This is a genomic window from Natronoarchaeum mannanilyticum (assembly GCF_039522665.1).
Taxonomy (GTDB): domain Archaea; phylum Halobacteriota; class Halobacteria; order Halobacteriales; family Natronoarchaeaceae; genus Natronoarchaeum; species Natronoarchaeum mannanilyticum.
This window is the reverse complement of record NZ_BAAADV010000007.1, coordinates 331,922-355,831: the sequence shown is the minus strand read 5'-3', so window position 1 is coordinate 355,831 and position 23,910 is coordinate 331,922. Positions and strand designations below refer to the sequence as shown.

Below are 23,910 nucleotides of genomic sequence, written 5' to 3'. Positions count from 1 at the left end.
GTATATGACCGAGGACGTCCCGGATCTTGACCCCGGGGCTCTGGAATCATTCATCGAAGCGTACCTGCAACTTGATTGCCAGGTCCAGAGCCCCGAAGGCCTGTATTCCGTCCTTTCAGACCCCCGCGAAAAGCAGTATCAGGACAGCCTTCGGTACTTTCTGGACCCGCAGAAACCCCATGGATTCGACGAGACACTGCTGGAGACCTTTCTGGAGTGTATCGGCATTCACCACCACAATCTCCAGGGCCAGCATATCGAACTCGAAACCGAGGTGCAAATCGCCGACGCCGGCTCGGATGGCCGTATCGACCTCGTCATCTGTGGGGGCAGCGCGCTCAGCGATCATCCACAATGGGCAGTCTTCCTCGAACTGAAAGTCGGCGCCATAGAAGGGAAGAAGCAGACACCTGCCTACGCTGAGGCCGACCGGTGGAACTTCAGTTGGTTCGACTCCAATGAGATAGTTGTAGACCGGTTGACAGACACCGCCTACGCCTACCTCAAGCGCGACAGCGCCGACAATGCGACCGCCAATTGCTTCCAATCGGTAGCTTGGAAAGACATCGTCGCGGCGTTCAACCGCCAGCTTCAGGGCTCGTTATTCGACTATCCCCACCGGAGCGTCGTGCAACTCACCGATTTCATACAGTCACTCAAGGAAACCGAACATATGGACTCACCATTCGACGAAGCCCAGCTCAGCAAGCGTCTCAACCTCTACTTCGAGTACAGCGACCTCATCAAGCAAGTAGAGGAGGCAAACAGCCAGTTCGAGAGCGATTTCGAGGATCTTAGCGAATATCTCCGGTCCAACTGGGTGGCCAGACTTCAGGAAACATATGACTTCGAGGGATCTGGATGGCTTGCTTCGCCGTCCAGCAACGCGAAGTGGCAGGGTCTGCTTCCGGTCTATTGGGACCAGGACCCACTCAACAGTGATAGTACGATTCGACTCTACTTCCGTCACTCGCCGACGACTGACAGTCTCCGGAATCGAACCCTCAGCTTCAGACTGCGTCTCCCACCACAACGACACGTCCACACCACCCCCCAAGGTGGTGGTCAGTCATTCAACGACGTGTTCACCTCCTTGGCGACTACAGAATACGCAAGCCGACTCGACGAGGCGCTCGCGGCGGTAGGCGTCGATAAGACGCGCCTGGGCAGTGCGTCCGCACTCTTTTCAAAGGAGTACCCACTCGATGCCCAGAACCTGGCTGGGTCGTACCTTGAGCAATTAGACTCCGCCGTCGAAGAGTTCTGCGTCGACAGCCCTGATCTTCTGATCCTCCTGAATGAGGTGTTCGAAGAAACCTATCGGATGGTCTTCGAAAGCGAGCCAGCAGGCGAATTTTCCGGCCCACTCCAGCCCGAGGGATAGCGACCAATCGTGAAGGAGATTGCTTGACTCGTCGTCGCGTTACAGGTCGTCAAGGTACTCTCTCCGCTGGCCCACTAGTTCTGTGGATCGAAACAGATGCTGTCTAGTCACTCACCAAAGCACAATTTTGCACAATCCAATCTTCGTACGCGAAATTCTGAGGAACTCCAGAATGAAGCGGGCTAATATAGCCCGCTGCGAATCTTCTTTTCAGCGACTCCGTACTCGCCCACGGGCATCATATCCCACTTTGATGGGGTATTTCCAAGGAGCTGGCGAATCTCAGATTGTGGAACCCCGGTCTGAAGCAGGCGCGTTGTGAACGTCGACCGAAGCGTTTGAGGGGTGACGTTCTCGGAGAGACTGTCTTCACTGACTGATTTGACTCGTTTCGTCACCGTTGAGGGGGCGATCGCAACCTCACTTTGCGTTCTGAAGAAGTTCTCGAACCGTTCGACCCCGTCTTCGGACAGCGGAATCGACCTCACTCGAGACCTTATGCCCTTAACTGCATCCTCCGGGACTTGGAGCATTTGCTCTCCGCTATTGAGCCATTCACAGCTCAAGCGACTGAACTCACTACTGCGCAGTCCAGTATAGCCGAGAGCGTACACGGTGAATCCGTGTCGGTTTGACCTCTCTTCTGCGGCCTTGAGCAGCTTGTTGTACTGCGATGGCGACAGCGGTGTGGGTTCCTCACTCATCCTCGCTGAGCACTAGATTGTACAAGTTCGCTTCTTTTGGGTCCCGAGCATACTGCTTGAGGAACTTGATACCGTCTTCCACTGCGACTTGTCCTTCCAGAAAGATGGGAACCTCAAATGGGCTCCCCATTCCCCAAGATTCGAGCTGCACGACTGCCTGCGTCTGGTCCCCTGCAAACTGGAGGTGCTTTTGGTCGTCCACAGACTCTACGTCAGAGAGGTCAGCGTGAACCTTGATGGTGAGTGCTCCCTCTCCTAGCAGAGACTCTTTCGCCACTGCGATGTTGTGGACGCCTTCAGTCTCGCTAAGGCTTCGGACGTAGTTTTCTAGTTCGATACTATCGTCGTTTTCGTTCTGTGACTTTGACATAGATTACTCTATGCGGGTTCTACGATACCCGTCTCAAATGGCTCAATTCGCCGTGTACTGGCGATTTCTACTACCTGACTTCGCTGCAAGTGAGATTTAGGGGGTTTAGTAAAACGCTTTATGGTAAATAAAACGATGAATAATCGCTAGTCTTGGTCAATAACCTCTTCACTTAAAGGGTTTATATAGATTTTCGGCCGGTGGGCCTAATGGATTGAAAATTACCCTCTATATCGGGGAATAAAAGCACCGTGAACCAGAGATTCCGTGCAGAAATCGAGGTATGAGGCGCTAAAATCGCTTTTAATCGAGAGAAAGGACAATAACCACTCCTTCGGTGCGGCAATTATAGATGTGAAGAGATTCGAAAATGATCTGCTGATTCTTCTGGGATGTCCCTATTTGATGATCTCGAATTCTACCACCTCTCTCGACTCCCACGCGAGCGAAGAACCCTCGTTCGGCTCAATCTCATATTCCCCTTTCGTGGCTGAAGAGACCTTCACGCACACATCATTAAGCGGGTGCAAAGGTTCAAGATAGGACTGGCACTCGGAGACAGAACATCTGTTATGTAGGTGATTCGATCCAAAATACTGAGAAGCATTGATGAGAAGGAGACTATATCTTAAACTCCAAATCTCATATTATTGTGTATATTCCTTAACGTCGTACAGACATTCAGCAGGGTGATTACTTCCAACTATCGCCGGCTCCAACCATCGCGAAGTCAACATTGTACCGCTCAACTTGTTCGGTACACTCGCTGAGTAAACGTCCAACATTTTCATTGTTAGCTTCCGGGTCGAAATTGAGTTTGAGACCAGGATGGACGCCGCAAATAGTGTAGTCCCACTCGGATGGAACAAAATCGGCTCTAATATCCTCAAAGATGTCTTTTCCGCGAATGATGTGTGAACCAATGCTTCGGTTGTGCTCGTCACTGATCTGATCGACGAGTTCGTGCTTGTACGTGTAGCGGAGCGAACGGAGCGTCTGGTGATAAATATCCTTGAAGTAATTCACCCGAACACCGGCTGAATACGATCGCTTGCAATGATAGAAGGTTATTTGTTTTTCCTCTTTTCGGAAATCAATGAAATCCGCAATCTCATCACCCATATCGCCACAAAACAATACATACTCTTCCTCTCCGTATTCCGATGTGAGTATTTCCACCATCGCGGAGAATACCGATTCTGTCGGTGTAATATCCCAAATCGCCGCAAGGTTAGCGTCCGGATTGGGGCCGTACTCCCACCAAAGTGGTTTTTCTTTGGCTTCCTCGTCGATATAGTCTGACCAATCTGGCTGGAACGACATGATGAGCGACGATGGATCAAACTCATCGAGAGTGGTCTCCGCAGCGTATTTGGCACCCCCCATCACGGCCGTATTGGCATCGACGTGGAATCGGGGAGGATATTTACGCAAGAATTCATCCCCTGGCAGCGAAGAGTGGGTTCGCACATCGGGGAGACGGAACTGGTAGTCAGTAATCTCTCCAGACCACTGGTTTGTGGCGATGTCATATGTACACTGTATTGAGGAATTCACCGGCTCGACGGAAACGCACACCTCAACCGACGATGTCGGAGTTTGTACCGGGCCATCCAATCCAATAGCTAAATCAACGTTATTCCAATCTCGTGTGCTTGGATCCTGGACCTCTACTTTGTTCGTAAGCAGTGCCGGGAATGGTACCACAGAGAACGGTTCTGAATCGAGTATATCTACTGAATCACCCTGATTGAGTGTTCCGAAGTGCTGGATTGCAGGTTCACGGTCTGCAGTCAGTTTCTCTGCAAGGGTCACACACCACTGTTGGAACGTGGAAAGCCCACCTTTGGAATTTGACCAGATTGAGCCTGTGGTGTTACTGATTCCCCGTGTATTGCTGGTCGACGACGTGGACTCACTTTCGTCGGTATCGCTATCAGGGGCCTCGGTGTCAGAATCAAATGACGCGAATACATGTCCATGTGTATACTGGCGGGCGTCAGAGTGGTACACGGCTCCCTGCACATCAGTGCCCGTCAGAAGCTTATGTTCTGGTTGCGTCCCCGATGGAACCAGTACATTGTTCATGCCCGCGGCTCGAAATTTCGGTGCTGAGAGCGACTGCATCGCCTTGGAGAGTCGTTTTCCCTCGATCTGTGATACTGCCGTCTGGTCACGAACCAGGGTGCCCCGGATCTTTTTCGCCCGGCGTGAATCAGAGGTATACTCAAACAGGAGATCGCTGTCATCAGGTGAACAGTAGAGGTGCAAATTGTACGTCTTGCTCTGCAGAATCGTATCAGTGCCCCAAGTCGGTGATTCCTGCGTCGTCGTGATACACCCCCACACTGAGTCAGGGGTCGAAATGACATATCCGAGGCTATGATCTGTCTCTCCAACGTCGAAATCTGAGTCGTCAGCGAATGGCTCAAAGACGGTATCGTCTAGTGTATATACAGTGACGGTTTTGTACGGACGAATATTGTCTGGGCTCACGGCATCCAGCGGTGGCGCACCGCCAGAGGAGTCAGTCTGTTGTAACGAGAGATATTCTGAAATCAACTCGTCGGCGACGTCTGCCCACCCTGTGTCATCGCGATACAGCTGACGAACGGCTTCGGACATACTCTCACTTTGGACCGCCTCTTCGGTAGCGATGATTGTTGCCGGAGCACCATCGACTGGTTTACGGGCCAACCGACCGATGATTTGGACCATCTTCGGGAATGATTTTGGCGGCTCGTGAAAAACAGCTACTTGAAGATTTGCCACATCAAGGCCCTCAGTGAATTTGTTCACTACAACCACACCATCGATTGCCCCGTCTCGAAGCTGTTCAAGGGTCTCACGATTATTTTCCGTCTCTGAATGGACAGCTCGAAGCTCAAGCGCTGTCTCGTTACTGTAGGTGTTCAAAAGTTCGTCAGCTTTGCTTATCTCGTCTGTCCGGGCTAAGAGTGTTGCCTGATTATTAGACTCCTGCAACGATCGGAGTGTACCGGCTGCCTCCTCTATGAGTTCCTGATCAGACCCAATGACTGTGTCAAGGCCAACTTCGTGATAGATACAATCATCACGAGCTTCTTCAATCGGATAGTGGTAAATCAATTCACCCGGGAGTGGTTGATCTTCACGGCGGAACGGCGTGGCAGTAAACAGAAGTTGCGGAAGATTGTCAAAGCTCTCAAGCACCTCTCGCCAGCCAGGAGCTGGTGTATGATGAGCCTCGTCAACCATAAGGAGATCAAAGAAGCCGTCGGGAGGCAATACGAGCGGCTCCTCGTCAGCGTTCGCATAGACTTCACTCACGCTGTTCGGTGTTGAGACAACAACGTCCGCGTCCGTGTGTGATTCCCAGTCATCTTCGGTAGTAGGTCGTCCTTCATGGCTATGGACCTCCAGATCGTCGGTGTCGCCAGAAAACGCATCTGCCTCGTTGAGCCCCTTGAGTTCATCGAATCGATCAACAACCTGACCTCGAAGTGCGTCTGACGGGACGATGATGAGAGCTCGGTTTACCCCATATTCGAACGCAGCAAGCATCATGACCGCCGTCTTGCCACCTCCAGTCGGGAGAGAGATGGTCGCAGGGCTGTTACTATTCGTTGTTTTGTGAGCTTTAATCGCCCAGTAGGCCCCTTTCTGACACTGTCGATATTTCACTGAGCTGCCCGACTGATTGTCTGGGAAAGTAATGTCACCAATATAATCAGCGAAGAAAGTGCCCATAGCTATCAGTATCGGAAGAGATACATATGATTTGCTTCTCCAAGTCCAGATTGTAGCTACTTTGGCTTCGATGTGGATGGTCCACTGAGATCGTTGAGTGGTTCAAAGAAACAACTGATGTGGTGGAATGGGAAACAGGGGACAAGAGTCATGATCAAGGAAAGTACCGAATCCTGGAGACCATATTGATAGTATATTCCGGCTTTGCTCCAGAGTAGTATATCGACTGGCGCTGGATGTGTCCTTATTGAAAATTTGCAAAAAAGTAGCCGGGTTGCCTAGAGACGATCCAGGTAGTCGCGGCGCTGCTCCATCTTCTCCTTCTCAGAACGTCGGTCGTAGTGCTGTTCGATAACCGCGGGGCTCACGTTCGCCCGGTCGCTGACGACGTTGTCCGGGAGATCGCTGTTCAGCGAGTGCGTGATGCTTCCCCTGCGGATGGCGTGGGGGTTGACGTTCGCCGGACACCTGAATGCCTCCTGGTCGTTGACAGCAGCCTCACACTCTTCTGGGTCCCGATCCTCGGGGCATTCTGCCCCACGGAAGCACGGCCGGGTTGCTTGATAGACGTACTTCCTGAGCGTAGTCTTGTTCGCGCGGCCCTCCCTCGTCGCGACGAGCGGTTCACGCCCGAAGTCGTCGGTCACGTTCGGCCGCTTCTCTTCGATCCAGTCGTTGAGCAGCATGCAGATATCATCCGACAGCGCGACCAGGCGCTCACCATCTTTCTTGTTCTTGATTGGCGTGTCAGTCTCTGGGCGATGGTGGACCTCGATGTACTGCTCGCCGGGATTGTAGTCGTCGACGTCGAGGGCGTTGACGCTGCTAACACGCATCATCGTGTGCCACATCAGCGCGACGGTGACATGTTCACGGGATGCGTAGTCGTACTTGGCAAGGTACGAGAGAACCGCTTCGGCTTCTTCGGTCTCAAGCATCTCGTCGCGGGTGTTTTGCTCTGGCGTCATCGACGGCGAACGTACCTTCGTCGAGAGGTCCTGCTCGACAGCGTCGATCGACTCGGCCCAGCGGATGAACACGCGCAGCGTGTCCATCTGGGTCTTCTCGCTGGCGACGGAGAGGTCACCGTCGTCGCGACGCCAGAGACGATACTGCTGGAGTTTGCGACCGGTGAGGTCGTTGAGGTTGTCGATGTCCTCTATCTCGCACCAGCGCAGGAAGTGCTTGAGGCGGTACCTGTGCGACTGAATCGAACTCTCAGCGAGTTCGGCTTCCTTGTCCGTGAGGTACAGCTCGAGTGCTGTCTCCGGATCGATTGGCTCGAGACTCATAGTCGTGAGTCGCGAACCGATGACGGGTCGATCTGAATTCCGCGATTTCCCTCCGTTCGTCAGGCCGAACGAGAGGGATCCTGCGGGCGTCTGAGTGGCTGTGAGCCTGCAGCGCCCATCCTTTTTCGGGTTGATTCAGAATCACAGTACTGCGTAGGGGTGATTATAAATAGTATCAGTAATTAGAGAGTGGATTTCAACCCGTAACGAATTAACCTCACCTCATTCCTGCGATTAATGACGTGCGACCCGATTAGGGAGCCCCCTTGGACTGGCCCGATGGAGGCGTACAACACTAATCCTGATGAGCAATCAGTCAGAAATCGAAACAGATGGTTGCCGACATCGCGATCCACGATGCCTTCGTACTCACGGTCGACGACAGGAATCGGCTCTACGAACGGGGCACGGTGCTCGTCGAGGATGGCCGCATCACGGAGGTGCGGTCGTCTCGGGACGACGATGCGGACATCGCGGCTGAGCGCGTCATCGACGGCGAAGGGAAGCTCGTGATGCCGGGGCTGGTCAACGCGCACACTCACCTCGAACTGACGCCGTTGCTCGGCGCGTTCAGCGACCTCGACCTGCTGGAGATGATGGGGAGTATGACCGCTATCTACGGCCAGATCGCGGACGGGGAGTTCGACTACCTCACTGAGGCGGGATACGAACTCGCCGCACTCAACTTCCTCGCGGGCGGCGTCACCACCGTCAATTCGCAAGACGTCCGTCCGAGCGCGGGTGCGAAGACGTTCGGCGAGGCGGGCCTCCGCGGGTTCTTCGGCCCGGCACTCTCCGACCTCTTCTGGGACGTCCCCGTCGACGAGCAGTTCACCCGCGCCCGCGAGTTCATCGACGAGTACCACAACGCGTATGATGGCCGCATCCGCGCGACGATCAACCCCCACGACGACTGGTCGTGTACGCGCGAGCTGTGGGAGCGCACCGCTGACCTCGCCGCGGAGTATCCTGACTTGCTCGTTCACACGCATCTGCTCGAACTCGAGGAGAGCAACACGATGGCGCGCTCGAACGGTGCGAACGACTCACTCGACCTCCTCGACGATGTCGGCCTCCTCGACGATCGGCTGGTGGCCGCGCACTTCCGCCTCGCGGACGACGAGGACATCCAGCGAACGGCTGAGGCGGACGCGTCCGTCGCACACTGTCCATCGATCTTCTCGTACTGGAACACGGGCAGCGACGTACAGTGGACGCCGGTACCGGAACTCCGTGCAGCCGGTGTCGACGTCGGTCTCGGCATAGACGACCACTACTGGCACGACTCGTACAACATGTTCGGCGAGGCCCGACAGGCCAGACTCGCGGCCAACCTCGAGCGGTCGGCCGGGCAGTACCACTCGATGGAGTTGGTGCGGATGCTCACTATCGAGGGGGCGAAGGCACTCGGCGTCGGCGACGAGATCGGTAGTCTCGAACCCGGCAAGCGCGCCGACATCATCCTGCTCAACGTGGACAAGCCGAAGTTCACGCCCCTGACCAACATTCCGGCACAAGTCGCCAACAACGCGACGTCCGCCGATGTGGAGATGGTCATCGTCGACGGCGACGTGCTGATGGAAGGCGGTGAAGCGAAGACGATGGACGGTGACACGATCCGGAAACGCGCCGAGTCCGCTGTCGAGCGTTTTGCGTCGGAGACTGACTGGGAACTCGGTATCGGAGGAAGTGAACCGCCAAACTCGGTGAACATCGCGCGCGACGTACCGAAGCGCGGCCCTGCCCAGTTGCTCGGCCGGCTCGCGTTCCAGTCAGCCAGAGATCGGTTCCCCTTCTGAAGGAACCTATGAGAACGACCATCTGCGAGAAGCGGACGCGACGAGCGAACGACGTACCGCGAAGGATTTGAACCACGCAAACGCGAGCGCAAGCCAGCGTTTGCGTGGTTCAGATCCTGCAGCGACCGGTCGAAACTGTTTCACCGTTCTGACCTGTAACCAGCACCGATGAAGGATGACCTGCGTCGGCTCAAACGTCCGATACTGTACCTGATGGCGCCGGCGTACGTCGTCGCGGGCGTCTTACATTTCGTCGTGCCCGAGTTGTACGTCCAGATCATCCCGCCGATCTTTCCGGCGGCGCTCGCACTCGTCTACCTGTCCGGTCTCGCCGAGATCGGCGTCGGGATCGGACTGTTGATCCCCCGAACTCAACGGTACGCAGCGTGGGCGACGGTCGCGTTACTCGTCGCGATCTTTCCGGCGAACGTCTACATGGCGACCCACGGGGTCGTCATCGAGGGACTTCCGGGCGGCGGCGATCCCTCCGCCGCCGTTCGCTGGGGGCGACTCCCGCTTCAGGCCGTGTTGATCCTCCTGGCGCTCTGGTACACCCGGCCACCGGCCGGAACAGACCCTCGTTGAGACTACAGCGCCGAGGCGCGCCTCGGAGACCGACTCGTTCGACAACCGATCCGCAGCTGCGGCGCCGACGGTTTTAGCCGGGGACGAGTAGCGGCGCGTCTACCGCCGCCCCGAAATTCACTCCGACAGCGGGCTTCCCAACGCCGCTTCGATCGACTGGTCGCCCGCCGCGAGTTCGAACGTTTCGCCGTACGTACTCTCGGTCCCGAGCGCCGCGACCAGCGTCCGGGCGACGTCCTCGCGCGGGATCTCGACGTCGGCCCGATCGAGACCGGCGCCGGTCCGGATCCGTCCGGTGCCGCCCTCGTTCGTCAGCGGCCCGGGACGGACGATCGTGTACGTCAGGTCGCTTTCCCGCAGGTACTCGTCGGCCTCCGCTTTCGCCCGGAGGTACTCCCGAAGCGCCTCGGGGCTGTTCGCGGGCTGATCCGCGTTGATCGAGCTGAGCATCACGAACCGGTCGGCGTCCTCGGCCTCCGCGGCGTCGACGAGGTCGATCGCGCCGTCGCGGTCGACGCCCCAAACGTCCTCGCCGCCGGAGCCCGCGGCGAAGATCACCGCGTCGACGCCCTCGACGGCGTGCGAGACGTCCTCGGTGAGATCCGCAACGACCGGTTCGGCCCCCAGATCCTCGATCTCCGGTGTTTGCGACTCGTCCCGGACCATCCCCCGGACGTCGTGGTCGCTCGCGGCGAGGATGCGGGTCGCGTGTCGGCCGACCTGGCCGTGCGAGCCTGCGAGTAGCACGTTCATACGTTCGATGTCGGTCGGCGTCCTCAAGAAGATGTGGCGGGGACCGGCGGCCACAAGAGCCATGCCACCCACGGGTCGCGGTGGGGGCATGGACGCAGCTCGAAGCGAGTATCTGAATCTGAGTTCGGCGGCGCTGGAACCCGGAACGACGGTGCTGTACCGCCACAGATCGGGCGACTCGCTGGCGACCGTCACCGAAGCGACCGACGAGCACGTCGCGTTCGTCGGCGACGACTGCGACGGCCACTTCCCGCGCGAGCAGATCGACCGGATGCTCGGGGACGGTCGGCTCGTGCTCGTCCTCGGCGAGCGCTGATCGAGCGGCGGCGTCCCGCCGCCGCGAGAACCGGACGGAGTCGCCCCGAGTCGAAGCCGTTTTTCGGGTCGCCGCCGCTTCTCCGATATGACCGGCCCCAGCGCACACCACTTCGGCGTGACGGTGACCGACCTCGACCGATCGATCGAGTTCTACCGCGACGTGCTCAGCCTCGACGTGCTGGCTCGCTTCTCGGTGTCGGGTGAGGAGTTCGCCACCGGCGTCGGCGTCGAGGGCGCCGCCGGGACGTTCGCCCACCTCGATGCAGGTGGTGCCCGCGTCGAACTCGTCGAGTACGAGCCCGAGGGCGAGGACGCCACGGGCGGCGCGATCAACCAGGCCGGCGCGAAGCACCTGGGGCTGGAGGTCCAGGACCTCGACGCGACCTACGAGGAGCTTCCCGAGGACGTCGAGACGCTGAGCGGGCCACAGACCACCGAGAGCGGGACTCGCATCCTCTTCGTTCGCGACCCGGACGACAACCTGGTCGAGCTGCTCGAACCGTAGCGACGGAGCAACGTCCGCCCCGCTGCGTCCGTCCCGCAGCCGCCCCGCTGCATCCGTCCCGCAGGCTCACCACTCCTCGTCGAGCGCGTCGAGCAGCAGGTCGACGTCCTCCTCGGTGTTGACGGCGTGGACCGACGCCCTGACCGCCTCGGGGTCGGGCAGGTCGCGGATCACGATCCCGGCGTCCTTGAGGCGTTCGACGGTCGCCTCCGGATCGTCGACGTCGATCGTCACGAGGCCGGATTCCGGTTCGGCCGGACTCAACAATCGGTCCTCCGGGACGCCGTCGACGAGCCGGCCAGCAAGGCGCGCGATCCGGTTCTCGATCGCATCGACGCCGAGCTCCTCGCAGACGTCGATCGCCTCGCCGAGCGCGGCGTACGGCGCGGGGCTGGTCGTCCCGACTTCGAAGCGCGCGGCGCCGTCCTGGAACTGCCAGTCGTCGGAATCGGGTTCCTCGACGCCGCGGTAGCCGACCGACCCAGGTTCGAGCGCGCTCTCGGCGTCACGGTCGACGTACAGGAAGCCGGCGCCCCAGGTGCCAAGCAGCCACTTGTGGCCGGCCGCCGCGACGACGTCCGCGCCCCACTCGGCGACGTCGAGCGGCGCCTGGCCGGGCACCTGGACGGCGTCGACGAGCGTCAGCGCGCCCGCCTCGTGCGCGGCGTCGACCAGCTCTGCGACCGGCAGCCGGGTGCCGTAGTTCCACGAGAGCGCGCTGAAGCAAGCGAGCGTGGCACCCTCGACCGCCTCGCGGAACGCCTCGACGTCGATCCGGCCACGGTCGGTCTCGACGACGCGCACCTCGACGCCGCGGCGGCGTTCGAGGCGCTCCCACGGCAGGATACCGGCGGGGTGTTCGAGGTCGGTCCTGACCACGACGTCGCCTTCCTCCCACTCCACGGCGCCGGCGATCCGGTTGATCCCGTCGGTCGTGCTCTGGGTGAGCGCGATCTCGTCGGCGTCCGCACCCAGAAAGTCGGCGACGCGCTCGCGAACGTCGTCGTACAGATCGAACGCCGCGGGGTACATCCCCTCGGCGACGGGCGCCTCGTACTCGTGGCGCTCCAGGCAGGACTCGGCCGCGTCGACGACGCGGCGGGGGCTCGGCCCGCTCGCGCCGAAGTTCATGTAGGCGGTCTCGTCGAGCGCCGGGACGTCGGCGCGGAGTTCTTCCGGAGTCATGCGCGACACTACGGCGTCCTTCCGTGAAAACGGCGTCGCGACGCCGTCGAAGTGCCCGCGGTCGAACACGGAGCCTTTTTCGACGCCGCACGACAAGTTCCGCCGATGAAGCGAACCACGGCCCTCGCCGTCGTGCTGGTGTTCGCCGTGCTGGCGGCGGGCCTGGTCGTCGGCCTCGTGCAGTTCGCCGACGGCGGCGGTTCCCTCGAAGAGCAGTGGGTCAGCGACACGGCCCGCGACCACACGGGGAACCACCACCCCGTCGCGGTCGTCGAACGCGCGGACGGCGCAGACGTGATCGCGCCGATCAACGACGTCGGCGACGACGCGAGCATGACGTCGACTTCCTGCGCGCTGACGTCGCTCGACGGCGGGAGCGGCGGGATCGACTGGCAGGCCGGAATGCCGGTCGAGCACTGCCACATCCACACGTTCTCGGACCCGAAGATCGCCGACGTGACCGGCGACGGCGCGCCGGACGTGATCGTCGGAACGGGACGAAAGGCGCTCGTGGCGTACGACGGCACCGACGGGTCGGAACTCTGGGACCGCGAGTTCGAGACCATCGGTTACAGCCGCCCGGTGCTCGCCGACCTCACGGACGACCCCGGCGAGGAGATCGTCGCGGTCGATTTCTTCGGCAACGCCTACGCGGTCGCGTCCGACGGGACGCCGCTGTGGCACCGGGCGCTGAACGGCACCGTCTGGGCCGAGCCGGCGGTCGGCGACTTCACCGGCGACGGTACGACGGAGATCGCCGTCGGCAGCAACGAGGGAACCTTCCTGCTGGCGGCGAACGGATCGGTCGAGCGGCAGTTCGACGCCACGGCGTACACGCTCGTCGACGACGACGTCGACGGCGACGGACGACCGGAGCTGATCGCGGCCGACGCGGGGGACGACGGCGTCGTCACTGCGATCGACCCCGCGGAGAACCGGCGGCTCTGGACCGAGCGGACGGACGGCGATCCGGCGGCCCGCGCGGTCGGCGACGGTGACGGCGACGGCGCGACCGAACTGTACGTCTCCGTCCGCGGCGGTCGCGTGGTCGCGCTCGACGTGTCGTCGGGCGAGCGCGAGTGGGAGACGACGATCGCCGTCGGGGACGACGCCATCGTCCCGGCGCCGAGCCTCGGCGACGTCGGCGGGGACGACGGCCCCGAACTCGTCGTCCCGTCGGCCGGCGGCGTCGTCGCAGTGCTCGACCCCGCGAACGGCGACGAACTCGCCGCCTACGAACGCGACGTCCCCGTCTTGGCGCCCGTCACGCTCGGTGATCTCGACGGCGACGACGACGCAGAGATTCTCGCGATCTACGGCGACGGGCGCGTCGTCGCCCTGAACTACGAGGCGTGACCGTGACCGGACGCCGCCCCCCGCTTCGACGCGTCGCGTTCGGCGTCGCCCTCACGATTCTCTGGACGTCCGGCACCGCGAGCGCGCACCAGGTTGGCGGAACGCGCTTCGAGGCGCCGATCCCCCTGTGGCTGCTGTTCGGCGCGTCGGCCGCGACGGTCGGGGGCACGGCGGTCCTGCTCGCGCTCAATCGATCGCGGTCCACCCCGCTCGACGCCGAGGACGCCGAATCGTTCGACGCCGATGCCGCCGCGGCGTCCGACGCCAAGGCCGCCGCGGCGAGCGCGCCGTCCCGGTCGATCCGGATTCCGGCGCCGATCGGCGACGCCGTCGCGGCGGTCGCCCGCGTCGGCTTCCTCGCGATCGTCGCGCTCGCCGTCGCCGTCGGCTTCGTCGGCCCGCAGACGCCGGCCGAGAACGTCGCGACGCTGTTCGTCTGGGCCGTCTGGATCAAGGGCGTCGCACTGCTCGCCGCGCTGGTCGGCGACCCCTGGCCGACGCTCTCGCCATGGCGGACGGTGTACGAGGCGCTGGCGCGGATCGAGGGCGCGGAGATCGCGCTCGCGAGCTACCCCGAGCGCCTCGGCGAGTGGCCGGCGCTGGTCGGCCTGCTCGCCTGGGTCGGGATCGCGGAGAACCTCACCGTGCTCCCGCGCTCGCCCGTCGGCACCGCCGTGCTCGTGCTCGGCTACGCGGTCGCCATGCTCGCCGGCGGACTGGCGTTCGGCCGCGCATGGTTCCGGCGGGCCGACGCGCTCGCTGTGCTCTACCGGCTGTTCGGGCGCGTCGCGCCGCTCGACGTGCGCAGCGCTGATGACGGGTACGCGGTCGGCCTGCGCCCGCCGTGGCGAGGCTGTACGGCCCCCGTGCGCTCGCTCGGCGCGGGCGCCGTCACCGTCGCCGCGGTGTACACGGTGAGTTTCGACGCCTTCACCGGGACGCCGGAGTACCGCACCCTCCTCTTCGCGCTCCGCGACGCGACCGGACTCGGCCCGCAGGCGAGCGTGCTGCTGTATCTCCTCGGCTTCGTGGCCTTCCTGGGCGCGTTCGTCGGCGTCGCCGCGCTGACCGCGCGCGTCGCCGGATCGCCCGGCTGGCGTCCCGCGGCGCTCGCGTTCGCGCCGGCGCTGCTCCCGATCGCCGTCGCCTACGAGATCGGCCACAACTACCCGTACGTCGCGAGGAACGCCGGGCAGCTCGTCGGCGTCGTCGTCGGCTACGTCTCGCCGGCGGCCGCCCCGATCGCGCCGCTGTCGTGGCTGTCGGTGCAGGGATTCTGGGCGTCGCAGGCGCTCCTGATCGTCGCGGGCCACCTCGTCGCCGTCGTCGCCGCTCACGCCGTGGTCGTCGAGTACGCGCCGTCGGACCGCTCGGCGCTGCAAGTCCACGCCCCGCTCGCGGCGCTGATGGTCGGGTACACGGTCGTGTCGCTGTGGACCATCTCGCGGCCGGTCGTGGCGTGAGCCGGCCCTGGCAGTTCTCGGACGACCGCCTCAGTTCGCCGTGAACTCGACCGGCGGCATCTGCAGAAACGCCGTCTCGTACCCCTCGTGGCGCGCCATCCGGGGCACCGTGTCGACGGTGATCGTCACGGCGTCGCCCGACTGCACGCCGTCGACCGCGGCGCCGTAGTGGTAGCCCAGATCGGGATGGAGTGCCGCGTCGAGCGAGCCGTCGTAGACCGCCTCGCCGTCGCGCTCGATCGTCGCCGACAGCCCCATCGTCGGGAGCGGGATGTCGTTGTACGGCGTCCGCGGCGACGCGGCGAAGTACGCCGGCGCGTCGGCGAACGCGGGCTCTTCGATCACGGTCGCGAGGAAATCGGCGTCACCGCTCGTGCCCTCGCCGACGACCGTCCCCGGCAGGTCCGCGCGGGGCGGGACGGTCGACACCGGCATGTTGTCCATCGGCATCAGGTCGAGCGCTCCCTCGGTCCCCTGCTGGTCCTCGAACGTCTCGAAGGGGATCGTGTCCCGGGTCGCCTGCGCGTACTCGAACTCGATCTCGGCGGTGCCGGGGTCCTCGAACTTCCCCTCGTAGCCGCCGAGGAGCCCCGCCGTGATGCTGCCGGGGTTCACGGTGACGGTGTACGTTCCGTCGCCGTCGAGCGCGTAGTTGTCGCCGTAGTGAAAGCCCATGTTCTGGGACAGCATCGTCCAGGGCGACTTGGTCGAGACGATCTCGCCGTCGCGCTCGACCCGCAGGCCGACGCCGCTGTCGACCGGCAGCACGGTCTCGGTGTCGGCGTCCCACAGCGTCACCATCAGGTGGACGTCGTCCTCCTCGCGGATGTCCACACGGTTCGTGCCCCCGGCCTCCATCGTCCAGAATCGGTGGGCGTAGGAGTACATCAGTCCGACCGAGAGATCGCCTGCCATCCCCATCCCGGCCATCTTCATTCCCTCCCGATGGGTGGGATAGTAGACCGCGTCGGGGCGATCCTCGACGAGGGCGGGTTCGCCGCCCGACTCCTCGGTGTTCTCCTCGGTTCCGAACAGGCCCGCACAGCCCGCGGTGGCTCCGGCACCGACGGCGCCCGCGGCGGCGAGAAACTCGCGTCGCTCCATGCGTCACGGTTGCGCCCGAAGGAAGATACCGATTCTGCTTTCGGCGTCGTCGCACCGGGGCGATCGAAAGTCCGGACGGAGCGCGGCTCAGGCGTCGGGCCGCGGCGTCGGCAGCGAGCGATGCGGTCGCGGCGGGAGCAGGAAGTTCCCGCGCCGGGTCACCGTCATGTAGCGCTTGATGCCGTTGTTCGTCGCGGTGCCGACGGCCGTGTTCTCGGCGACGTCGTTGCCGGTCATCGCCTCGCGCGTCTCGACGAAGTCGGCGATCGAGCGCTGCAGGGAGAGGAAGTGCAGCCCCGCGGCGCCGCCGTCCGTCGAGTCGAAGTCCCGTCGGAGCATGATCGGCGAGTCGTCGTCATCGCGGGCGCGGGCGACCTTCTGGGCGTGGCCGACGACGCCCGATTCGCTGGCGTCGTCCATCACGTCCTCGGCGCAGTCGCCGACGCCGCTGTCGTTCCCGAGATTCTCGCCCGTGCCCTCGACGCGGTCCTCCTCGGCGTGGGCCGGGCAGAACATCGAGGCGACGCGGTGCTCGCGGCTGTCCTGCTCGTACCACTGCTGGAGGTTGAGGCGGATCTTCGAGAGTTGCTGAGTCGTCCCGCCGGCGAAGGGGCCTTCGGCGATCGAGACGCGGTCCTCGCTGGCCTGGTTCTTCTCGAAGCCGGACTCGAAGCCCATGTACAGCGGGGCGTCCTCGGGCACCGGCTCTGAGTCGGGGATCCCCTCGACGTCCTGGTTCTCCGCCGGGAGCCCGTCGCCGATGAAGCCGGTTCGCCGGTCGGCCTTCTCGAGGACGCCGCTCACGTCGTCGGTGATCTCGACGCCGTTGAGCTCGTCGCGGTTGCCCACCAGCGCCTCCTCGGCGCCGATCACGACCTGCGCGTAGTCGCTCGCCAGGTGGACGACGACGTCCTGCCGATCGAGCTCCGGGTCCTCCAGTTCGGTCAGCGCTCTGGGCTCCTGGAGGCCGACCGACTCGGGCAGCGCGGCGTCGAACCGATCGAAGTAGGCCGGCGAGTAGCCGACCGTGAACAGTAGCCCTTCGGCGTCGCGCCGGTAGGTTCGTTCGAGGTTCCGGAGGGCGGCCTCGACCTGCTCGCGGCCCTCGTCGTCCGGCGTCCCGTCGCCGGGGACGTTCAAGAAGACGAGAACGTGGTGTCGCGGCGGGACGTCGTTACCGTGCTCGTCGGTCGCGGTCACCTCGTTCCACGCGTGCTGTCGCTCGGGATAGCCCGAGACGTCGTCGGGGCCCGTCGGGATGTCCGGCGCCCGCTCGCGCTCGGTGCAGGCCGCGAACGCCGACGCGCCGCCGATCGCGACCGCGGCTTTCGCGAACTCGCGGCGGGAGATGCCGCGTCCTGACGCGGGGTCTGTCATCGCGCCCGACTAGGGGCCGGAACCGCAAGGAGGTTCTGGTCGCGGCGGTCGCCCCGGGACGCCTACACTCGGCGTCGTCACTCCGGACGTTCCCGCACGTCGCCGAACTCGAAGCGGGCGCCGGAAGACTCGCTCCGCTCGTCTTCCGAGGATTGCGACCCCTCGGGTCGCTCACCGCCCCCCGACTCGCTCTCGGTCGCCTCGATCGTCCAGCCGTGGGCGCTGGCGACCTCGCGGACCACCCACAGGCCGATCCCCAGCCCCTCGTCGGAGGTGCTAAAGGAGGACTCGAACGCGTGCTCGCGGATCTCCGCCGGCATCCCCGGGCCGTCGTCCTCGACGTAGAACCCGGTCGAGCGCGCCGCGCCGTCCTGCTCGTCGGCGTCGGGAGCGGACCGGTCGAGCAGTCCGACGCGAACCGTCACGTCCTCGGCGCCGTGTTCGATCGAGTTCCTGAAGAGGTTCTCCAGCGACCGGAGTAGCCGCGAACGGTCCGCCGCGATCGGCCCTGAGTCCTCGATCTCCAGCGCGGCGTCCTCGGTCGAGACGTTCGACCAGGCGTCCTCGACGACGCCCCGCAGCGTCAGCTGTTCGGTCTCCGTGACCGTCTGACCGTGGCGCGCGAGCGCGAGCACATCGCCGATGATGTCTTCCATCCGGTCGAGCGCGTCGCGGACGTTCCGCAGCGCCTCGATCTCGCCGGCGCGCTCGGCGACGATGTCGAGATACCCCTGGGCGACCGACAGCGGGTTGCGGAGATCGTGGCTGACGATTCCGGCGAACGCCTCGAGACGCTCGTTCTGGCGTTCCAACTCTCGCTCGCGCTTCTTGCGTTCGGTGACGTCACGGATGACGCCGACGGTGCCCTCGCGCTTGTCGTCGTTCGGCAACAACGCGATCCGATTCTCGCAGGGGACGCTCGCGCCGTCTTTCCGCCTGATCGTGATCTCCAGCGCCTCCGTCTCGTCGTCCCCGGTGCCGCGGAGGTGATCGATCGTCTCGCGGCGCCGCTGGACGTCCTCGTCGTCGAGCAGGACGGAGATGTGCTCGCCGAGCAGCCCCTCCCTCGTGTAGCCCGTCATCTCCAGTAGCCCGTTGTTGACGGTCATGAAGTGGCCGTCGGCGTCGAGGGCGTACATCCCGTCGCCGACCGTCTCGACGAGTCGCTCGTAGCGTCGGAGGACGCGCTCCTGCTGATCGTACTCGCCCCGGATCGCCATCGTGTCGAGCACGTGGGCGGTCGTCTCGCCGATCTCGCCGATAGCGCTGCGGTCCACGTCGCTGAACCCGTCGTCGGCGTCCGTGTAGACGCCGAGGACGCCGCGGAGTTCGCCGTCCGCGGTCAGCGGGACGAACATCGCGGCCGTACAGCCCCGATCGACGGCGGCCTCGCGCCACGGAACGTCCTCGGCGTGGGTCGCGACGTCCTCGACGACCTGCGTTTCGCGGGTTCGCAACACCCGCTCGAGCACCGTCGAGGTCGGCCCCGTCCCGATGCCGAACGTCCGCGAGGTCGGCCAGTCGTCGGCCGCCGCGCTCGTCACCCACGGGACAACCTGGCGCTCGCCGGGATCGTACTCGCCGACCCACGCGAACGCGTAGCGCCCGCCCATCGTGAGCTGGTCGCAGACGGCGTGTTCGATGTCCAACGGCGACGTGGCGTCGACGAGTCCGTGCCGGACGTCGCGCACGACGTCTTCGGCCCGGTTGCCGCCCGGCGGCTCGTCGCTGTCGGGACCGGTGACGACGGCGTTGGCGACCCACCCGCCGAACGCCTCGTCGTCGACGCCGTCGAGGAAGTCCACGACTTCGGCCAGCGCCGTCCCGCTCCCCGATTCGGCGTCGTAGGGCGAGAGCACGAGGACGGACAGGTCGGGATGGCGTCGCCGGAGCGTCGAAAACAGGTCCGGTCGCTCCCGCAGCGTCGAACGATCGGTGACGACGCAGTCGATCCCGCCGTCCTCGACGTGGGCGATCCCCTCGTCGAGGTCGGCCGTACCGATCACGGTGATCCGGGGGTAGGACCACTCCAGCGGGGCGGCGATCCGGTCGGCCGCGTCGGCGTCGACGCTCAGACAGAGGACGCGGTTGTCGTCCGTCATTTCGACGTCACCACCGCATTCCCGCCGGGTTCCTGCAGGTCATTTACGTATCCGCCGGGACGGAACATCGGGTAATAATCCTTTTCGTTCCCTTCATACCGGGTTCCGTGCTGATCAACTGCCCGCTGGGGTGGATCATTTCACGATCACTAGATTATTCTATTCGTATTTGTGGGAATAGCGTTCCATCCGTTCTGTTTAGCCACGTTTCGGTGATGAATGCGGTAGCAGGGCCACGCGTTTATTGATGGAGACCGCGACGATACGACCGGGAACCGATGACCAGCGATCGCTCTCAACCGACCGAACGAGACGTGGGGAAACCGATCGTCGACAGCGACGATAATCAGGTCGGTCTGGTCGCCGACGTCACCGGCAACGAGATCGAGGTCGATCCGGATCCGGACATGCTCGATCGCGCGAAGGCGCGGTTCGGCTGGAAGGACCGCGACGACGACACGTACCGCCTCGACGCCGATCGGATTCGCACGGTGACCGACGACGAAGTGGTCGTCCGCGTGCCGTGACGCCGGCGTTCGACGAGTCGTGGTCGAGTGCATCCGCAGCGATAATTCTCGCACCGGGAAGAATTTTTTAGGGTAGCCAAAGAAGTCTTTCAGTAGTGGAAATATTTAAGAGGATCGCGCGTGTACGTACGAAACGCAATGAGCACCCAGAAGCCCGTCCGTCAGGAGTTCGGCACCGTCGAGGAAAACGCTCTGCGCATCGACGAGGACAAGGCGGAGCAGCTCATCGACGCGCTGAACACCGACCTCGCGGCGACCGAGGTGCTGTACCACCAGCTCCGGAAGCACCACTGGACGGTCCACGGCGCCGAGTACCGCGACCTCCACCTGTTCTACCAGGAGGCCTACGAGGACGCCAGCGAGGGCGCAGACCACATCGCCGAGCGCGTCCAGGCGCTGGGCGGCGTCCCCGTCAGCCGACCCGCTGACTTTCAGGAGCGCTCGCCCGTCGAGCCCGAGCCCGAGGACATCTACGAGGTTCGCACGATGATGAAAAACGACGAGGAGATGTACGGCGACATCATCGAGCGGGTCCGCGATCACGTCGAGCTCGCCGAGAACCTCGGCGACTACGCGACCTCGGAGCTGCTGCGCGAGCAACTCGAAGACCTCGAGGAGTACGCTCACGAGATCGAGCATTTCCTCGCGGAAGACTCGCTCACCAAGTGGTAAACTGACGACGCGGCGCTCGCCCGTTTCGCAGTTAGAGTCGGCTTCCTTTTCGTGCGCGTACGAGCGACCGTTCTTCCATTCCGCAAGCTGATACCTGTGACTCGTCGGAAACTACCTTCGAGAGTAGATCGTGGGGGAGAAGCGTCTATCGCTCGGGCGTCACCGCGAGGTCGGTCGCGATCCAGGCGTCGCTGTTGTCCCGCTCGGTGAAGACCGTCTTCCCCGGGCAGGTTTCGCAGGCGGTCACGACGTGGTCGTCCGCGTCCTCCTCGTCGACTGTTTGCGTACGTTCGGTGTCGGCCTCGGCGTCCATCGAGTGTGATTAGGCAGGCCTAAATCTAAAAGGGTTTTGGTCTGCCTAAGATTCTGCTCGCGGAGGCGACAGATATCCCCCCGTCCGACGGCGTCCAAAGCGCGTATATCCTACCGACGAGTACGGGGGCGCATGCAACCGCCGGGAGCGGACACGGTCCTCGTCCGCCACGGGGAACTCAACACCAAGAGCAGCAAGGTTCAGGGGGCCATGGAGCGGCGCCTGATCGCGAACCTCCAGGCGCTCGTCGCCGACCGCGAGATCGACGGCGAGGTCGAGCGCCGCTGGTCGCGACCGCTGATCCACACCAGCGAGGCGCAGGTCGAGGACGCCGTCGAGGCCGCCGCGAGCGCGCCGGGCGTCGTCTCGGCCAGCGCCGCGACGGTCGTCCCGGCCGAGCGCGACGCCATCGAGGACATCTTGGCTCGTACTGCGCGCGAACACTACGACGGCGGGTCGTTCGCGGTTCGGGGCCGCCGGGCGGACCGCGACGTTCCCTTCGACAGCGAGGACGCCCAGCGCTTCGGCGGCACGGCGATCTGGGAGGCCGTCGAGGACGAGTTCGAGCCCGAAGTCGACCTCGACGACCCGGACCTGGAATTTTCCGTCGAGATCCGCGACGGCAAGGCGTTCGTCTTCCTCGAGAAAGTTCCGGGCCCCGGCGGACTCCCGATCGGCACCCAGGAGCCGCTGGTCGCGCTGATCAGCGGCGGCATCGACTCGCCGGTCGCCGCGTTCGAGGTGATGCGCCGGGGCTGCCCGATCGTCCCCGTCTATCTGGATCTGGGCGAGTACGGCGGCGTCGACCACCGCGAGCGCGCCGTCGAATCGGTCCGCACGCTCGCTGCGTATGCGCCGAACTACGAGTTCGACCTGCGCGTCGTCGACGCCGGCGAGACGGTCGACCTCCTCGCCCGGACGTTCGAGCAAGGCCGGATGCTCGCCTTCAGGCGGTACATGTACCGGCTCGCCGAGCACGTCGCCGAGGAGGCGGGCGCCGTCGGCATCGTGACGGGCGAGGCGATCGGCCAGAAGTCCAGCCAGACCGCGACGAATCTCGGCGTGACGAGCCGGGCGACGGATCTGCCGATCCACCGCCCGCTGCTGTCGGTCGACAAGCAGGAGCTGATCGAGCGCGCGAAGGACGTGGGCACGTACTCGACGGCGACGATTCCCGCGGGCTGCAACCGGTTCGCGCCCGACCAGGCCGAGACCCACGGCGATCTCTCGACGATCGAGACCCGCGAGCCCGACGACCTGTTCGAGCGCGCCGAGCGGGACGCCGCCGACGCCGAGGTGCTGGAACTGGGTCGCGGCGTCGACGGCGTCTGATCGGCCCCGACAAATTCAAACGGTCGTATTTTGCGCGCGTCAGAACGGAGCCTGCGAGAGCAGTGGTTTCACACTCGTCCGAACCGGGATCCGGAACCGCTCTTTGTCCTCGATGCCGCTCCCCCCGCCGCGTCGGGCGAACACGTTCTGCGTGTACGAGAGCTCGGTCACGGCGACATCGGACGGCAGTTCTTCGGCGATGACGACCGCGCGCAGCTGCGCCCCCGGCTCGACGGTGACGTCCGAGCCAGTCCAGTCGGCCGGTAGCTTCGGATCCGACGCGCAGTACTCGACAGCGCTCTCGTACCGGCTCCCGTCGCTGCCGACAAAGGAGAGACACTGGTTACCGCGCCACCTGACGGTCCCGTCGCTCGCGTTCTCGACGGTGACGAACGCGACCGGTCGTTCTTCGTTGCCCTCCAGCATGTGCGAGGCGACGAACTCGGTCAGGTCGGCGTTTTCGACCAGTGCGACCAGTCGCAGCGTCAGGTACTCGCCGCGCAGTTCCAGACCGATCCCGCGACAGCAATCGACCGCGTCCGGATCGGCGTGTTCGGTGAGTTCGACGGCGCCGCCGCGGGCCGCGTGTGCTCCCGCTCCGCCCGTTTTCGCCGTCGTTCCGCCGTCCGTGGAGCGACGTACGGGACCGGAGTCGCCGGCCCGGCCAGCGCGCACAGCGGCGTCGTTTTGCTGGATCGCCTCGTAGGCTTCCTTGATCCGGATGAACTCCTCGGTGGAACCGCCGTGGTCCGGGTGGTGGTCTTTCATGAGCGAACGGTAGGCGTCGCGGACGACCTCCTCGTCCGCCCCCGGAGTCACGCCGAGAACGCTGTACGGGCGATCCATCTTAATAGATCTCTCTATCTGAGAGTAAAAATATTTTTTGCAAAGTTTCTGTGGGGCTATAATACGTGTCGGCGGATCAACTTCACCGGCGAATCGGCACGCAACCTAAACTATTTGGAAAACAACTTGAGTGCGTCTGCAACGATGTCGCTACCGCCGTCTCAGGTCGCAGCCGAGGGGTGGTTCCGGGGCTA

General features: G+C 63.4%; 21 protein-coding genes. 10 read left to right on the top strand and 11 right to left on the bottom strand.

Annotated elements, in window-relative coordinates; translation table 11 throughout:
* The first annotated feature begins 4 nt into the window (after nt 1-4).
* Nucleotides 5-1,384 carry a PD-(D/E)XK nuclease family protein gene (locus ABDZ81_RS14950; RefSeq protein ID WP_343774812.1) on the top strand — a complete coding sequence of 460 codons (1,380 nt, stop codon included), beginning with the start codon at nt 5-7 and terminating at the stop codon, nt 1,382-1,384.
* Nucleotides 1,385-1,566: 182 nt separating this feature from the next.
* On the opposite strand, the gene ABDZ81_RS14945 is transcribed toward ABDZ81_RS14950, so the two are convergent.
* The 4 genes from ABDZ81_RS14945 to ABDZ81_RS14930 form a co-directional block, all read right to left on the bottom strand.
* Nucleotides 1,567-2,088, bottom strand: coding sequence for a tyrosine-type recombinase/integrase (locus tag ABDZ81_RS14945; protein ID WP_343774811.1), 522 nt, complete (start codon nt 2,086-2,088; stop codon nt 1,567-1,569).
* Entirely contained in the window at nt 2,081-2,458 is a 378-nt protein-coding gene (locus ABDZ81_RS14940; RefSeq protein WP_343774810.1) for a hypothetical protein, read from the bottom strand. The genes ABDZ81_RS14945 and ABDZ81_RS14940 overlap by 8 nt, the downstream gene beginning before the upstream one ends.
* Before the next feature lie 693 nt (nt 2,459-3,151).
* On the bottom strand, nt 3,152-6,187 hold the full coding sequence (locus ABDZ81_RS14935) for a DEAD/DEAH box helicase (RefSeq protein ID WP_343774809.1): 3,036 nt from the start codon (nt 6,185-6,187) through the stop codon (nt 3,152-3,154).
* Nucleotides 6,188-6,465: 278 nt separating this feature from the next.
* Nucleotides 6,466-7,479, bottom strand: a complete 1,014-nt coding sequence (locus ABDZ81_RS14930) for a tyrosine-type recombinase/integrase (RefSeq protein ID WP_343774808.1) — start codon at nt 7,477-7,479, stop codon at nt 6,466-6,468.
* A gap of 332 nt (nt 7,480-7,811) precedes the next feature.
* On the opposite strand from ABDZ81_RS14930, the gene ABDZ81_RS14925 reads away from it, so the two are divergent.
* Nucleotides 7,812-9,278: an amidohydrolase family protein gene (locus tag ABDZ81_RS14925; protein ID WP_343774807.1), complete on the top strand. Its 1,467-nt coding sequence runs from the start codon at nt 7,812-7,814 to the stop codon at nt 9,276-9,278.
* 168 nt (nt 9,279-9,446) lie between these two features.
* Complete coding sequence (locus ABDZ81_RS14920; RefSeq protein ID WP_343774806.1) at nt 9,447-9,863, top strand: DoxX family protein; 417 nt, start codon at nt 9,447-9,449, stop codon at nt 9,861-9,863.
* A gap of 117 nt (nt 9,864-9,980) precedes the next feature.
* Here the strand turns inward: ABDZ81_RS14920 and ABDZ81_RS14915 are convergent, their stop codons facing one another.
* Nucleotides 9,981-10,616, bottom strand: coding sequence for an SDR family oxidoreductase (locus ABDZ81_RS14915; protein WP_343774805.1), 636 nt, complete (start codon nt 10,614-10,616; stop codon nt 9,981-9,983).
* Between the two features lie 88 nt (nt 10,617-10,704).
* Here ABDZ81_RS14915 and ABDZ81_RS14910 point away from each other — a divergent pair, with 88 nt between their 5' ends.
* Complete coding sequence (locus ABDZ81_RS14910) at nt 10,705-10,932, top strand: hypothetical protein (protein ID WP_343774804.1); 228 nt, start codon at nt 10,705-10,707, stop codon at nt 10,930-10,932.
* 87 nt (nt 10,933-11,019) lie between these two features.
* Nucleotides 11,020-11,439 (top strand): VOC family protein, encoded by a 420-nt coding sequence (locus ABDZ81_RS14905; RefSeq protein WP_343774803.1) that lies wholly within the window; start codon nt 11,020-11,022, stop codon nt 11,437-11,439.
* Nucleotides 11,440-11,505: 66 nt separating this feature from the next.
* Here ABDZ81_RS14905 and ABDZ81_RS14900 read toward each other — a convergent pair whose 3' ends face one another.
* Nucleotides 11,506-12,624, bottom strand: coding sequence for an aminotransferase class V-fold PLP-dependent enzyme (locus ABDZ81_RS14900; RefSeq protein WP_343774802.1), 1,119 nt, complete (start codon nt 12,622-12,624; stop codon nt 11,506-11,508).
* A 105-nt stretch (nt 12,625-12,729) separates the two neighbouring features.
* Here ABDZ81_RS14900 and ABDZ81_RS14895 point away from each other — a divergent pair, with 105 nt between their 5' ends.
* Together ABDZ81_RS14895 and ABDZ81_RS14890 are read left to right on the top strand one after the other, a co-directional pair.
* Entirely contained in the window at nt 12,730-13,980 is a 1,251-nt protein-coding gene (locus ABDZ81_RS14895) for an outer membrane protein assembly factor BamB family protein (RefSeq protein ID WP_343774801.1), read from the top strand.
* 2 nt (nt 13,981-13,982) lie between these two features.
* Nucleotides 13,983-15,443: a hypothetical protein gene (locus ABDZ81_RS14890; protein ID WP_343774799.1), complete on the top strand. Its 1,461-nt coding sequence runs from the start codon at nt 13,983-13,985 to the stop codon at nt 15,441-15,443.
* Nucleotides 15,444-15,473: 30 nt separating this feature from the next.
* Here the strand turns inward: ABDZ81_RS14890 and ABDZ81_RS14885 are convergent, their stop codons facing one another.
* The 3 genes from ABDZ81_RS14885 to ABDZ81_RS14875 form a co-directional block, all read right to left on the bottom strand.
* Nucleotides 15,474-16,547: a DUF7350 domain-containing protein gene (locus tag ABDZ81_RS14885; RefSeq protein WP_343774798.1), complete on the bottom strand. Its 1,074-nt coding sequence runs from the start codon at nt 16,545-16,547 to the stop codon at nt 15,474-15,476.
* Between the two features lie 87 nt (nt 16,548-16,634).
* Nucleotides 16,635-17,924, bottom strand: a complete 1,290-nt coding sequence (locus ABDZ81_RS14880) for a DUF7405 family protein (RefSeq protein ID WP_343774797.1) — start codon at nt 17,922-17,924, stop codon at nt 16,635-16,637.
* A gap of 77 nt (nt 17,925-18,001) precedes the next feature.
* A complete protein-coding gene (locus ABDZ81_RS14875; RefSeq protein WP_343774796.1) occupies nt 18,002-20,026 on the bottom strand; it encodes a PAS domain S-box protein in 2,025 nt (674 codons plus the stop codon).
* 278 nt (nt 20,027-20,304) lie between these two features.
* Here ABDZ81_RS14875 and ABDZ81_RS14870 point away from each other — a divergent pair, with 278 nt between their 5' ends.
* On the top strand, nt 20,305-20,553 hold the full coding sequence (locus tag ABDZ81_RS14870; protein ID WP_343774795.1) for a PRC-barrel domain containing protein: 249 nt from the start codon (nt 20,305-20,307) through the stop codon (nt 20,551-20,553).
* Between the two features lie 138 nt (nt 20,554-20,691).
* Entirely contained in the window at nt 20,692-21,225 is a 534-nt protein-coding gene (gene dpsA, locus ABDZ81_RS14865; RefSeq protein ID WP_343774794.1) for a DNA starvation/stationary phase protection protein DpsA, read from the top strand.
* A 145-nt stretch (nt 21,226-21,370) separates the two neighbouring features.
* Here the strand turns inward: dpsA and ABDZ81_RS14860 are convergent, their stop codons facing one another.
* On the bottom strand, nt 21,371-21,538 hold the full coding sequence (locus ABDZ81_RS14860) for a hypothetical protein (RefSeq protein WP_343774793.1): 168 nt from the start codon (nt 21,536-21,538) through the stop codon (nt 21,371-21,373).
* 132 nt (nt 21,539-21,670) lie between these two features.
* Between ABDZ81_RS14860 and ABDZ81_RS14855 the strand changes: the two genes are divergently transcribed.
* Nucleotides 21,671-22,870 (top strand): tRNA sulfurtransferase, encoded by a 1,200-nt coding sequence (locus ABDZ81_RS14855; RefSeq protein ID WP_343774792.1) that lies wholly within the window; start codon nt 21,671-21,673, stop codon nt 22,868-22,870.
* 39 nt (nt 22,871-22,909) lie between these two features.
* Here the strand turns inward: ABDZ81_RS14855 and ABDZ81_RS14850 are convergent, their stop codons facing one another.
* Nucleotides 22,910-23,716: a J domain-containing protein gene (locus ABDZ81_RS14850; RefSeq protein ID WP_343774791.1), complete on the bottom strand. Its 807-nt coding sequence runs from the start codon at nt 23,714-23,716 to the stop codon at nt 22,910-22,912.
* Between the last annotated feature and the right edge of the window lie 194 nt (nt 23,717-23,910).